The organism is Limnothrix redekei LRLZ20PSL1, from assembly GCF_043235035.1.
Classification (GTDB): Bacteria; Cyanobacteriota; Cyanobacteriia; order CACIAM-69d; family CACIAM-69d; genus CACIAM-69d.
Genome location: NZ_JAZAQF010000086.1, coordinates 332331 through 346196 on the forward strand (window position 1 = coordinate 332331; position 13866 = coordinate 346196).

The 13866-nt window shown below is 54.1% G+C and carries 10 protein-coding genes; 4 read left to right on the forward strand and 6 right to left on the reverse strand.

Annotated features, from left to right (window positions below; all coding sequences use genetic code 11):
* Positions 1-80 precede the first annotated feature (80 nt).
* Together VPK24_RS16130 and VPK24_RS16135 are read right to left on the reverse strand one after the other, a co-directional pair.
* Positions 81-2831 carry a tetratricopeptide repeat protein gene (locus tag VPK24_RS16130; RefSeq protein WP_393014867.1) on the reverse strand — a complete coding sequence of 917 codons (2751 nt, stop codon included), beginning with the start codon at positions 2829-2831 and terminating at the stop codon, positions 81-83.
* A gap of 143 nt (positions 2832-2974) precedes the next feature.
* Positions 2975-4273: a glycosyltransferase family 4 protein gene (locus VPK24_RS16135; RefSeq protein WP_393014869.1), complete on the reverse strand. Its 1299-nt coding sequence runs from the start codon at positions 4271-4273 to the stop codon at positions 2975-2977.
* Between VPK24_RS16135 and VPK24_RS16140 the strand changes: the two genes are divergently transcribed.
* Positions 4272-4400 carry a hypothetical protein gene (locus VPK24_RS16140; RefSeq protein WP_393014871.1) on the forward strand — a complete coding sequence of 43 codons (129 nt, stop codon included), beginning with the start codon at positions 4272-4274 and terminating at the stop codon, positions 4398-4400. The genes VPK24_RS16135 and VPK24_RS16140 overlap by 2 nt on opposite strands.
* A gap of 68 nt (positions 4401-4468) precedes the next feature.
* Here the strand turns inward: VPK24_RS16140 and VPK24_RS16145 are convergent, their stop codons facing one another.
* Together VPK24_RS16145 and VPK24_RS16150 are read right to left on the reverse strand one after the other, a co-directional pair.
* Positions 4469-5536 carry a Gfo/Idh/MocA family protein gene (locus VPK24_RS16145; RefSeq protein ID WP_393014873.1) on the reverse strand — a complete coding sequence of 356 codons (1068 nt, stop codon included), beginning with the start codon at positions 5534-5536 and terminating at the stop codon, positions 4469-4471.
* Positions 5537-6049: 513 nt separating this feature from the next.
* Positions 6050-8002 (reverse strand): adenylate/guanylate cyclase domain-containing protein, encoded by a 1953-nt coding sequence (locus VPK24_RS16150; RefSeq protein WP_393014874.1) that lies wholly within the window; start codon positions 8000-8002, stop codon positions 6050-6052.
* A gap of 682 nt (positions 8003-8684) precedes the next feature.
* Between VPK24_RS16150 and VPK24_RS16155 the strand changes: the two genes are divergently transcribed.
* A complete protein-coding gene (locus VPK24_RS16155) occupies positions 8685-10220 on the forward strand; it encodes a YifB family Mg chelatase-like AAA ATPase (protein ID WP_393014876.1) in 1536 nt (511 codons plus the stop codon).
* A gap of 21 nt (positions 10221-10241) precedes the next feature.
* Positions 10242-11426 (forward strand): glycosyltransferase family 4 protein, encoded by a 1185-nt coding sequence (locus tag VPK24_RS16160; RefSeq protein WP_190528406.1) that lies wholly within the window; start codon positions 10242-10244, stop codon positions 11424-11426.
* 33 nt (positions 11427-11459) lie between these two features.
* Here the strand turns inward: VPK24_RS16160 and VPK24_RS16165 are convergent, their stop codons facing one another.
* Both VPK24_RS16165 and VPK24_RS16170 read right to left on the reverse strand, forming a co-directional pair.
* On the reverse strand, positions 11460-11906 hold the full coding sequence (locus tag VPK24_RS16165; RefSeq protein ID WP_393014878.1) for a bacteriohemerythrin: 447 nt from the start codon (positions 11904-11906) through the stop codon (positions 11460-11462).
* A 516-nt stretch (positions 11907-12422) separates the two neighbouring features.
* Positions 12423-12596 (reverse strand): hypothetical protein, encoded by a 174-nt coding sequence (locus tag VPK24_RS16170; RefSeq protein ID WP_393014880.1) that lies wholly within the window; start codon positions 12594-12596, stop codon positions 12423-12425.
* Between the two features lie 403 nt (positions 12597-12999).
* Between VPK24_RS16170 and VPK24_RS16175 the strand changes: the two genes are divergently transcribed.
* Positions 13000-13851, forward strand: coding sequence for a DNA alkylation repair protein (locus VPK24_RS16175; protein WP_393014881.1), 852 nt, complete (start codon positions 13000-13002; stop codon positions 13849-13851).
* The last annotated feature ends 15 nt before the right edge of the window (positions 13852-13866 follow it).

The window sequence follows — 13866 nt, forward strand, 5'->3', positions numbered from 1 at the left end:
GTTGAGTAATGCGTCTTTTGAATGGCCAGAATTCAGAACAGCAAGCGGGCAAAGGAGCAAAAGAGCCGCAGAATACCCCCTTAAGCTTGGCTAAACTCCGCCTTGCTGCGTAAATCTTGCAAAATTCCGTACATTTCCGCTGCAAAACCCTTGGGGTTCCAAAGTGGGGCAGGATTGGCCGGATTTTTAGCCTGTTGCAACTTGTGGCGCACTGCATTGCACAACTCCCGATCGCGCCCTAAACGCACCCCCCACTCAATATATTCATCCCAAGTCCAGGCCATGCCTTCCTGGTCGAGGCCCGCCGCCCGCATCAGGGAATAGCCCAAGCGAGAGAAGGACTGCTCGCCCACCCTGGTCACGATCGGTTGGTTGAAGTAAAGGGCTTCCAGGTTGTGGGTTGCGCCGCTATAGGGATAGGAATCCAACAACACATCAGTGATTTGATACACGGCCCGGTGTTCTTCCTCGCTGGCGGTGCGGGGCAACATCCGCACCCGATTGGGGTTCACGCCCTGGCGGCGGCATTCCTCGTGATAGAGACTCAGCATCAGTTCCAAATCCCCAATTCGCGATTTGAAGAACAAAATGCTATCGGGCACATAGCGCAGCACATGGACTTGGGCTTGCAGCATTTCCATGCTGACTTTTTGTCCCGTGGGCACGCTGAGGAAGATGGTTTGGTTAGGATCAATCCGGAACGCTTGGCGCTGTTTGGCCCGATCGGTCGGCACGCTGGGCAGATAGGACAGGGCCGCAAAGGAACCCGACATCCGCACTAGCTTTTCGATGTAGTAGTGCTCAACGCCGGCCGGATGGGTGTTCCAGTCCACTAGGTTGTAGTTATCGGGGCAAATGTGGGGCGCGTCATAGCCCAGCCAGGTGAGGCAAACGGGCGCGGGCCGGTGGTAGAGCACTTCCGCGTGGGGCAGAATCGTGATCGAATCGAGGTCAAACAGAATATCGAGATTGTCTTCTCGGGCCCGGCGAATGATGGTGGGGGCGTTGGCATCGGGGAATCCTTCCTCACCGGGCATGTAGAACTTTTCGGCCAAGCCTTCAAACACCTTGGTTCGATCGTCCTTGGGCATGTCACCCGTGACGTAGAGGAACAGGTGCGGCGTATGTTCCTTGAGGGCGGTGAGGATTTCGCCGCTGCACCACCCCACGGAATGGCGGCGATAGTGGCGAGACATGAACCCAATGCGCAACCGATCGGACGTGCGGTGCGATCGCGCCGTGGGCATGGCATACAGGGGGCTGTTGGCGGCCTGGTGGTCTTTAAAGGCATTTTCCACCAGCTTGCGATAGGCCTCCGCCAGGGCGTTGGCCACCCTGGTGTTGGCCGCCACATCGTCCCGCAAGTGTGGCATATCAAACAGCACGTTCCCGTAAAGCTTCGTGATGTCGAAGGGAGAAAGCTGGTCAATGACCTGAACAAACTCGCTTTCGATTTCCAGGAACCGCTGACGGGCCACATGGCCTAATCCAATGAAACAAAAGGCTTTGGTCGAGATGATGCCCGCGAGAACGCGCTCTCGGGGGCTGCTGCCCGGTTCATTGAAGGTGCGCCAACAGCGATCGGCCACTTGGCGGGCTTGGGGCAAATATCCCCAGAACAGCAGATGTTCCATCAAGTCCCAATGGGCATCCAAGTGCTTGCGATCGAAGTGAATCGCCCGCTCATACCATTCAAACCCTTCCGGGCGCTTGCCCATGCCGACCAGGGTTTGGGCAATTCGGATGTAGCCCTGAATCCCTTGCACTTTCGGATCCACCGCCAGGGCCTGTTGCCAGCACTGAACGGCCTCTTCCTTTTTGTCGGCCGCTTCAAAGGTGCAACCCATGCTCCAGTAGGCTTGGGCCATTTGCGGATTGGCCTGAATAGCCCGCTGAAAACATTGGATCGCCTCGTCCGTTTGCCGCTTGCCAAGCAGAATGCTGCCCAGGTTTGACCAAGCTTCCGCGTAGTTGGGGTTCAACTGCACAGCGGTTTGGTAAGCGTTGGCGGCTTCTTGGTAGTTGCCGCGGCCGAGCATGATGTTGCCCAGCAGCTTGTGGGCTTCCGGGAAGGCATTTTGGATTGCGAGGGCTTCGGTCACCAGCTCATGGGCCGCGTCCAATTCGCCCCGATCGAACAGCAATGCCCCCAGCCGCTCCAACAACTGGGCAAAGGGAACCGCGATCGCCATGGTGCGCAGGTCGGCTTCGCGTCCCAAATCACAGGTGGTTTGGCTGGCTTTGGGGGGAACGGGCTGGCCGGCGCGATCGGCCTGGATCACGGCGGCGGGAGCTTCAATGCCCCAGAGGGTTGGGCGCACGGCCAAACCCCGACGATAGTGTTGTTCAGCGCCAGCCAAGTCGCCAATTTCCAACAGCAGGTTGCCCGACACCAGCTCAATTTCGGCCACGCGATCGAAACTACCCGCCAAGTAATGCCACTGGGCATATTGGCTGTAGGCCGGCAACAGATCCGCCACCAAGGCCCGCAGGTTATCCAACACCTCCGGACTGTCGGGCTTGATCTTTTGGGCCTTGGTGTAATACTGAAGCGCCTGATCCCAACTGCCGATCGCATGGCAAATTAGCCCCGAGGTGTTCAACACCGCCGGATCATTGGGGGTGAGGGTGAGGGCTTTTTCCACATATTCCACCGCGATCGCCATTTCGCCCATCTGATAGGCGATCGCCCCGAACCAGTGCAGCGCCTCCGGGTGGTTGGGATGGTGCTCCAGGATTTTTTTGTAAATCAGGCCCGATTGTTCGAGCTGACCCGATCGCAGCAGTTGGATCGCCCGCGTAAGGGCCTGAGAAACAGCAGCATCATCCATGACAAAATCCAGGGCAGAGGGAGGCGAAGTTGGCAAAACGCGCAAGTTGGAGGGAAAAAATTGGCCAGAATCACGACCGCTGATTAACCCCCGCCCGCTTGGGCCCTCCAGTGCTCAGCCCGGCTGACAGGGGTTGAAGATCCCTAGACCACCGTGGCCGGCTCGCGACTGGGTTCGTTGTAGTAATCCACCAAGGTACTGGCGGGAGGATATTGAATCGGCGGCAGGCGATCGGCCGCGAAATCCTTCAGGAACTGCACATGTCGCCAAAGGAGCGCTTGGTGTGAATAACGCTCCAGAACGGTGTTGCGGGCCGCTTGGCGAATGTGGGCCATCTGAGTCGGGTGATCCAGCACTTCCGACACCCGATCGGCAATTTGCTTAGGCGAGAAGAAATCGGCTAGCAGGCCGTTTTCCCCGTCGCGAATCACTTCCTGCACGGGCGCAGTGGCCGAACCCACCACCAAGCAACCGGCCGACATGGATTCAATCATCGACCAGGAGAGCACAAAGGGCCGCGTGAGGTAAATGTGAGCCTTCGAGGCTTGCAGTACCTTCAGGTACAGGCCATAGGGCAAGGAGCCAACAAAGTGGATCCGCGACAGATCCAGGGGCAACCGTTCCAACATCAGTTGTTTATAGGTTTTGCCATCGGGCAGGGCGCGGCCATAGCAAACCCGATCGCTCCCCACAATCACCACATGGCAGTTGGGGCGCTTCTCTTGCAGATAAACCAACGATTCCATGAACTCGGGGAAACCGCGATAGGGTTCCATGCCCCGACCCACGTAGGTAACGATTTCATCCACATGGGACAGATCTAGATTCGGCAGCACGAGCTTGGCGTTCGGCTCGGGCACAAAGAAATCGGTGTCTACGCCATCGTGCAGCACATGCAGCTTGGATTGGTATTCAGCGGGGAATTGCGATCGCTGCCAGGCCGTGGGGCAAATTCCCCGATCGCAGGTGTAGAGATCCTGCAAAATCGACGCATTTTTAATCCGAATTCGGGCCTGATCGTCCACGGACAAGGGTTCCGCCGGATCAAAATCCGCATCGGCTCCCTTGGATTTGTAAAACCACTCGAAATAGCCCAAGAACTTGGTGTCCGGGAAGGCATCCTTCATGAACAGGGTGGATCCCCAACCGGAGTGGCCATAGACCACATCGGGCACAAACCCATTGGACTTCAGCGCGTCGGCCACCCGGAACATGGATTGCCCCTGAAGCACGGCGGCCTCGAAGGGGCGGATGTAGTGATGGGTTCCAGGGGCGGGGTCGCGGCTGGGCTTGAACAATACTTTTTGAACGCCGGCAATTTGCCACTCGGGGTTTTCGTTTTTCGTGCCAAAAACCACTTGGTTTTCGGGATCGCGCCCGAGGGCCGCCGCGACGTGGCGAAACTGTGCGGGGAAGTTGGGATGCAAGAACAGAATTCGCATGATCGCCGTGGGTCGTCCTAAAAGTCGTCCTGAAATTCGATCGAGTCTCAGTGTCCCACCGAAGGGCCAAACGGGCAATGCGAATTTGCGCAAGTTGCCCCTTGACTTGGGGGCCAGCAGCCGGTGACCGAAACCCGCTGCCGGAATTGGGAGCGCCGTTGGGGGCGCTATTGGGATCGTTCGGTTGGAATCGCCTTAAGCAACCCAAACCAGTTCCCCTTGACGGGCTAACGATCGGGAAGCGGCCGCCAACAACCGCACCAGGGCCGTGCCGATGGAACCATCGGAGCGATCGAGCGGTGCGCCGTCCAAAACGCCGGCCAGGAATTGATCGCAAACCCGCCCAAGGGGTTCACCGCTCGCCAACTCGATCGACTGCTCCGATTGGTTGCAAGGAAGCCATTGGCTGCCAGATTGTTCCAAAGATCCCGCCCACAGGGTCAGGGGCGATCGGGCGTTCATTTCATCAAAAACCAATGTGCCTCGGGTTCCGACCAGGGCCAAGCGCCGGGCCCGATCGGGATTGTGCCAAGCCAGATGGATCGTGGCGGTGAACTGCTCAGGATAGTAAAGGGTGAGCCAAACCAAATCCGCCAAACCCGCCGCAGGACTGGGGCGATCGGTCACCTCAAGCCCAGCTCCGCGCCCCCGTTGTAACCAGGTTTGCCCCTTGGCTTGCAGGGCGATCGGGGTTGACTGAAGCCAATGGTTAAAGATGGCAATGTCGTGAATGGCCAAGTCCCACAACACATCCACATCCTGACGCACGGGACCCAAGTGGGTGCGAGCCGCATAGCCATAGCGCCGATCGCCGATCGCGCCCGATTGCAGGGCTTTGGCCCCCGCTTCCACCGCCGGATGAAAAAGATAGGTATGGTCAACCATCAGCCGACGATCGACCCGTTGCGCCAAGGTACACAAATCCTCGCACTCAGCCACATCCAGGGTTAGGGGCTTTTCCACCAGCACATGCTTGCCCGCCAACAGCGCCGATCGCACCAGTTCAAAATGGCTGGCGGCCGGCGTGGCAATCACCACAGCCCCAATGTCCGGATTGCCCCAGATCGATCGGCTATCACTGACCCGTTGCACCTCGGCCCAACCGGGATAGCTGGCAAATCGATCGCCCACGGCGGCTAGCAGGTCTGGATTGGTTTCCACCACGGCCTTCAGGTGCGATCGGGGATGCTCCAAAAAATTGCGAATGAGGTGTGTTCCCCACCGGCCCGCCCCAAATACCGCCAGTCCCAATCGATCGGTCATTGCCTTTAGCCCAAAAACGTCAACGAGGAATCTCAACCGAATCAGAGAATGTCTGAAAAGCCAAAATTGATACCCAGAACTGGCCCCAGCGATCGACGAAAACAAGGAGCTTAGGGTCTGTCGTCATTCCCATCATCGTAGGGGTTGGGTCTCCCAACCCTAACCCAGGCGATCGCGGCAACCCTGTCCCCCCCCTGGGAACACCCAAGGATCACGGGAACTGGGCAGGGAAACCCTGCCCCTACGACTGATTGGTTTGAAGAACGAGTTCATCAGGGTTTCAGGCAATTTGACGACAGGCCCTAAAAGCCCCTTGCCCCCACAACCATTGGAGCTGGGCAATTGCTGATCAAGTCCTGAACGATACTTTTCCAGCGGCCTCTAATAATTCCGGTCTGGAAAATTTCCACCTGGAAAATCTCAGTCCGGAACTTCAGCAATGCACCTCAAAAAATCAGATCCGAAACCCAACCCCAAAGTACTGCCCCAGGAACCAAAAGGGCTGAAGAAGGGCTACAGGGTCGATCGCTTGTCCAGCAGCCAATAGGTATTCATTTCACCACGGCCTTTGATGTGAATTGAACCCCGTTCTTCAAAGTGATAGCGATCCTTCAGCCGTTCATAGGTGGAATCAGTGACTTGAATCGAACCAGGAACCCCATGGGACTCCATCCGCGAAGCAATGTTAACCGCATCGCCCCATAGATCGTAGATGAACTTTTTCGTGCCAATCACACCGGCAATCACTGGGCCTGTGTTGATGCCAATCCGGATTTCCAACCGTTCACCCAAGGGCCCCAGTGCATGGGCCATACTCGATCGCATTTCCAAGGCCATATCAGCCACGGATTCCGCATGGTTTTCTTGGGGAACCGGCACGCCCCCCACCACCATGTAAGCATCCCCAATTGTCTTAATTTTTTCGAGATGGTGCTTTTCCGCAAGCCGATCAAAGGTGGAAAAAACTTGATTTAAGCAATTAATTAATTCCAGAGGCTCCAGTTGCGCAGCCAAGGAAGTAAATCCCACAATATCGGCAAAAAGAATCGTTGCTTCTTCAAATTGTTCCGCTGGTGATTCGTTGGAATCCTTGAGCTGATCTGCCACCCGACTGGGCAAAATATTCAGTAATAATAATTCCGATCGCTCTTTTTCCTTGCGCAGTTCGGCGGTGCGCCGCTCCACTCGCTGCTCCAATTCTTCAAAGGATTGCTGAAGTTGGGTAGCCATGCTGTTGAAAGCATCTGCCAGGCGATCGACTTCAATGATTGGGCTGCTGGCAACGGTTTGATCTAAATTACCCTTGGCCATTTCCCCCGAGGCTTGGGCAATTCGACAAATAGGCTGAGTAATCCAACGGGCTGTTAAAATTCCAATTGGAACCGAAACTAAAAGCGCTAAAAAGCAAAGGGCGATCGTGTTTCTGGTGTTTTCGTTGATTTTGGCCATGAAGTCCGACTCGGGAACCACCACCACAATTAGCCAATTTAATCCATAGGCATCCTTGAAGGGCGAAATTTGCAGAAATTGACGTTCATTGTTCAGCCAAAATTCAAACTGATGATTGCGATGAATATTCGAGAGTTGATCAAATTGACCATATAAGAATTCAGCGCTCGATCGCAAAAGCTGATTGTTACTTTGGAGCGCATGGACTCGTTGTAGTTCTTTTTTGGCTTTTTGGGACTGCTCAACCCAAAGGGGCTGATCTTTTAAGGAAGTGGCCACCAGTTCGCCGCTGGGTTCAACAATAAAAACCTGCCCCGTTTTGCCAACTTTTAAGGTCTGCAAAAAGCCACGAATCTGATCCGTGCCAAATTGGCTGGTTAAGATGCCTGCAGGTTGTCCATTGCGATCATAAATGGGCAAACTGGCATTAATTTGCAGCAGAGGATTCCCAAAGTTAAGATAAATTTTGCTCCAAGTGGGTTTCCCGGCCTTGAAAGCCACTTCATAAAAGGGTCGCTTGCGCACGTCATAATTAGGCACACTTTTAGCTAACTTGGCTCGTTGTCCTTTATTGTCAATTTCGTAATAATTTAAGTTGCCGCCACCAGGAACGAGCTGTTCGGCAATTTGAGGCGTTTCGGTTGCGGAAAGGCGATTGATCCAACCCACCCGCAGATATTGTCCCTGTTGATTGGCAAACCCCACATAGCCAACGTTTTTGTAGGTGATCGTTTGTCGCCAAAAATAGGTGCGTGCTTCGGCAATTTTTTGTAAATCAATAATTCCCAGCTCGATCGCATCGCGATTCACCTGATTCACCAACTGGGGAGTTTCCACATACGACCGCACCCGATCGCTCACCCTGGCCGTCACTTCGTTGCGCAATTGACTGGCCAAATCTCGCACTGCTTCCTGGCCGCTCCGAAACGACAGCCAACCCACCAACCCCACGGCGGTTACTAACTCGACTAAAAAGGGCAAAACCAGGGTGGTACGGAGGCGAAACTTACGGCGCACGGGCAAGGGTAGGGACTGAGATGAAACTTGTGTCAGTGGAATTTCTGAGCTGACCATAGGAACTGATTCGCGATCACCAAGATGACTCGGGCGTTCAAAGCTCAAGGATGAGGGATTCGGATCTGTGGCCCAGGACGGGAGTGAAACTGCCACAGGAAAGATTGCGGCTTCGCTTTACGGTAATCCAAGTTCCTGGAAATGGCGAAAGATTCCGTCCATCAAGGGGGCGGTGCTGAAGGAATCAATCCAGTGAATTCCTGTGGCCATCAGTTCAATTCGATTGTGTCAAGAAATATTAATACTGGGTGCGTTTTGATACCCGAAAAAATTCTTGATTACTGACTTACTGACCTATGATTGCAACCAGTAAATCATCATTGAGTAATGATTAGTTCATTCGCCGGGTTATTTCTTTATTCGATTAATAACTTGGTTTAGTAAAATTTATCAATAAAAATCAAAATGAAAATCCATCATTTTAATTAATAATTTCAATCAATAATTAAGTCAGCCAATAAATGCACCAAATTGGGGTTATTCAGTAAAGTCTCTTTGAGTGTTTGGATATAGAAACCTGCTCGCCATTAACCAACAAGTGAATTAGGTCATTTCGCGAGAGGCCGTTGCTGCTGATACACTAAAGCCTGGATTTTGCACAAAAATGTGAGGCGATCGGGAATCGATGTTAGCCCGAGTATGGAGTGCGGCCTTGGTGGGCATCGACCCGGTGAAGGTGGGGGTGGAGGTGGATGTCTCCAATGGGATGCCGGGAATTGCGATCGTGGGGCTACCGGATACGGCGGTGCAAGAATCTCGCGAACGGGTGAAAGCAGCCCTGAAAAATGCCGGATTTGCCTATCCCATGCGCAAAATCGTTGTGAATTTGGCTCCGGCCGATTTGCGGAAAGAGGGGCCGAGTTTTGACCTGGCGATCGGGGTGGGAATTTTGGCCGCCTCTGGACAAGTGAGCGCAGCCCTGTTGGGGGATCACTTGTTTATGGGAGAAGTGGCGCTGGATGGAGCCTTGCGGCCGGTGACGGGTGTGTTGGCGATCGCGGCGGCGGCGGCTCAGTTGGGCATTGTGGGCTTGGTGTTGCCGGCGGCCAATGCGGACGAAGCGGCGATCGTGCGGGAGCTAAAGGTTTATGGGTTCGAGCATTTGTCGGAGGTGGCGCGGTTTTTGAACCAACCGCAAACGATCGCGCCGCATCAACCGCCCCAGGAAGGGCGATCGCCCGATCCCTTGGCGTTGTTGGACTTGACCGATGTGAAGGGTCAAACCCAGGCCCGGCGTGCGTTGGAAATTGCTGCCGCTGGTGGCCACAACCTGATTTTTGTGGGGCCGCCAGGAAGTGGCAAAACCATGCTGGCTCAGCGGTTGCCGGGTATCTTGCCCCGGTTGACTTTTGCGGAGGCCCTGGAAGTGACGCGAATTCATTCGGTGGCTGGCTTGCTGAAGGAGCGGGGAACCTTGGTGCGCGATCGCCCCTTTCGCAGTCCGCACCATTCCGCCTCTGGCCCCTCGCTAGTGGGTGGTGGCAGCTTTCCGCGACCGGGAGAAATTTCCCTGTCCCATCGAGGGGTGTTGTTTTTGGATGAGCTAACGGAATTTAAGCGGGACGTGCTGGAGTTTTTGCGCCAACCCCTCGAAGAAGGCTGCGTGACCATTTCCCGGGCCCGGCAAACGGTGAGGTTTCCGGCGCGGTTTACGCTGGTGGCTAGTACCAACCCTTGTCCCTGTGGCTATTACGGTGATTCAGTGCAGGCCTGTACCTGCTCGCCCATGCAGCGCCAACGCTATTGGGCCAAGCTGTCGGGGCCGCTGATGGATCGGATTGATTTACAGGTGGTGGTGAATCGGCTGCAACCGGAAGAGGTGACTCGATCGAGCGGTGGGGAACCCTCGGCGGCCGTGCGCGATCGGGTGCTGGCAGCGCGGCAGGTAGCCCAGTCTCGCTTTGCCCAAGAGGAATCGCAATCGCCCGTGCAGTGCAATGCGGAAATGCAAAGTCGCCAGATTCGCCGCTGGTGCGCCCTGACGGATCAGACCCGATCGCTATTAGAAAACGCAATTCGACGGTTAGGATTATCGGCAAGGGCGACCGATCGGATCCTGAAAGTGGCCCGAACGATCGCGGATTTAGAACAAAGCGAAACGATTGAACCGGGCCACGTGGCTGAAGCGGTGCAATATCGCATTGTCGATCGAATGCAATAGATAGGTCTCACAGGTCTAACAATGAAGCTTTTGGTTTTGGCTTCCCATCCGGTGCAATATCACGCTCCGGTATTTCGATGCATGGCCCAAGAGTTGGCCGCCAGAGGTGATGAATTGTTGGTGGTTTATCTCTCGGATTTTTCAATTCAGGGCTATCGCGATCGGGAGTTTGGCCAAAGTATTGCTTGGGATGAACCCCTACTCAATGGCTATCGATCGGTCGTTTTGAATCCCAATCAAACAAAGCAACCCAAAGGCTTTTGGAGTTTGCGAGCCACCGGTTTTCCGGCCCTCTTGCGCCAAGAAAAACCCGATCGCCTGCTGATTCACAGCTTGATTTATAAGGGAGCTGTTACCGCTGCCATTTCCGCTAAATTTCGGAAAATTCCTTGCAGCTTGCGGGTGGAAACCAATGATCAGGCAGTGCCGCGCCAGGGTTGGAAAAGCCTAGTGCGATCGCTGGTTTATCGATTGCTATATGGGTTGTTTGATTCGGCCGTGGCGATCGGCTCCCTAAATCGCGAGCACCTGATTCGTCACGGCATCCCCGCCCGCCGAATTGCCATGGCTTACTACTGTGTGCCCGATCGGTTCGCAGATTTATCTCCTGAAAAAAAACAAACGATTCGGGCCAAAACCCGTGCCGCCCTTTGGCTCAATCCAGAGCGAACCGTTTTGCTCTTTAGCGGTAAATTAATTCCCAAAAAAAATCCCGGTTTAATTCTCCAGGCGATCGCCCAGTTACCCCCGGCATTGCAAGCCCAATTAGCGGTTCTGTATCTGGGCGCTGGGGAATTGCAACCACAACTGGAAGCCCAGGCGGAAACTATGCCAGATTTGGCAGTCAAGTTTTTAGGTTTTCGGAATCAGCAGGAGTTACCTCCCTTTTACCTAGCAGCGGATGTGCTGATTTTGCCCTCTAATCGGGCAGGAGAAACCTGGGGATTGGTGATTAATGAAGGTCTGCAAGCGGGCTTACCCTTCATTGCCACTGAAGCGGTGGGATCCACGGTGGATTTTGGTGAATTACCCGCAGTGCAAACAATCCCGATCGGGGACGCGACGGCCCTGGCAACCGCGATTCAACAGGTGATGGGCATCGATCGACAGTTCGATCGATACGCCACCACCATGGAGCACTTTTCAACAGAAACCGTTGCTCGGGTCATTGTGGAATCTTTGGCAAATTTTCAGGTCAATTCCTGATCAAAGGCCAATAAATTCCCAATGAATTCCCCATTAAATTCCAATCAGTTCACCTGCTTTACCGACCGTCGTGAGTTGGTGGTGCTTTTGTTGCATAAACTGAATCATTTTTTGATCTTCGCCCTTGATGTGATGGCGCAACCAATCGGCTAGGAAATTCATCAGATTCTGAATAGCGCTGGTTTCACCCGTTTGAAACTGTTGAATCAGTTTGGTCACTTTCTGAATTAGGCGATCGTGGCAATGTTTGTGGCGATCGAGTCCCGGGTAAGCATGATCCTGCATGAGTGATTCCTCATGCTGAAAATGGGCGATCGTGTGTTCAGCCAACTTTTCCAACATCATCGCTAGCTTGTCCATCGATTCCTGATGATCGATAGCACTCTGCAACTCATTCACTAATTCAAAAATGTCTTGGTGCTCCTGATCCACTCGATCGTCACCAATACAGAAATGATCGCTCCACTCGACTTTGGCCATCGTAGTAATTATTCCAGGCAGCAAAACAGCAAAAATCACCCTTGCCCAACGCAGATAGCCGTCATATCTCACAACAATTCAAAGATTGATTCTCGATCAATCATCAGCCCATGTTCACCAATCATCGCAATGGGTAATCGCAAATTTTCAGTTTTTCCAGCTAACAGCAACCCAAGCTAGCAAGAGGTTAATTGCACCTCTGGCTCTCTCGAAAACTGCCTAGAGACTTCATCCAGAAAAACAGAATGATTGGCGATCGAGTTCACAAACTTTGGCCAATGACCCTCAGTTCATGAACAAGCATGGACAAGTTGAATGAATTAATTCAACTGAATCCAAGGAATCTTAGATGAATTGTTGAGTCAGGTTAGATATTTAGGGGCACTGCGCAGGACTAATGAAGCCTGACTAGAATCTCTCAAAATTTTCCATCATCCAATTATTCAATCATTCGCTGTTGAAATATTGGGCAATTGAAGCCTTGAGAGATTGAAGGATTCGCTAGTGTTCGGGCATCTAGAAATGGTCGGTTTGAGTTTCGACCATCGGGCGATCGGGCCAGGGATGGGGTACGCGATGACCATGCAGAACAAAATCTTGGGCCAAGGCTCCCCGGGCGATCGGGAGTTGGCAGCAACCCAATCGTTTGAGTTTTCCCGCGAGTTCGATGAACCCAGCCGGTTTCGTCAACGTTGATGGGTGTCACTGCCCACGACAGTCACTAGTTTTAGCGGAATGCTGGCCCGATCGCAATCATTTTTGACTTTGATGTTGTTTTAAAACATTCCTTGAAAAAAAGGTGTTTAAATCATTTGAAATCACCGGATGATTCATCCTGAATCGGTGCGCACTGAACCCATGATTCATGGTTCAGTTGTTGGTCAGTTGTTGGTCAGTTGGTTGATGGGTTCTTTAGCAACGTTTTTCGGGGTTAATCAGCCATTGGCGCGATAGGCAGCCCATTTCTGACTGAAATTCCTGACTGAAATTTGTTTTTGGGCGATCGCCTCACTAGGATCTGGTGCAGGTGGTCGCATCGGCTGCTGGATCCAAGCCTGACCTCCCCGGCTGACCCAACCCACTGGTATCTGGCATGACAACATCTGGCATGAAAACCTGTCCCGTTTCCCCGGCTCCAGCGCGCACCGGTGCGAAGTCGATCGCAGAAATTGCCCCGGCTATTTTGCAGCACCTGAACCACGGCACACTGGAGGCGGTGACCCTCACGGAAGTGCTGGCGATCGACCATGGGCAACTGCTCCGAGCGATCGCCCCCGATGTGGGAGCGCCGATTTTGGAACAGGTGACCGCCCATAGCCACTTGAAAATCAAGGCTCGGATGCAAATCGTGGGGCAACTGCTGCTCGATCGGTATGGTTTGGCCGGCTCGGAGCGATTTGCCACCCACCGCAGTGACACGGCCCGCAGTTGGGCTGCAATGATGGTGGGCTTAGCTCCGGGGCTGTCGTTGCCCGATCGCCTGGCCCAAATCGCCAACTTAGCGGACGACCCCAACGCTAATGTGCGGGAGTGGGCTTGGATGGCATTGCGGCCCCATGCGGCCCATCAATTGGAACTGGCGGTCACCCAGTTAATTCCCTGGACGCTTCACCCATCAGCGAATCTGCGTCGGTTCGCCACGGAGTTAACCCGGCCGCGGGGCGTGTGGTGTGCGCACATCCAAGCCCTGAAGCGCGAGCCATCCTTAGGATTGCCGTTGTTGGAACCCCTGCGGGCGGATCCTGCGCGGTATGTGCAAAACAGCGTCGCCAATTGGCTGAACGACGCGGCCAAATCGCAGCCGCAGTTTGTTTGGGACTGTTGTCAGCGTTGGCAGCGGGAGTCTGCCACCCGAGCCACGGCTTATATCTGTCGGCGGGCCCTGCGTGGTTTGCTCGATCGCGATTGGCAGGACGATCGAACATTTACCGATCGCGCCAGTTAGCCATCCAGTGGACGA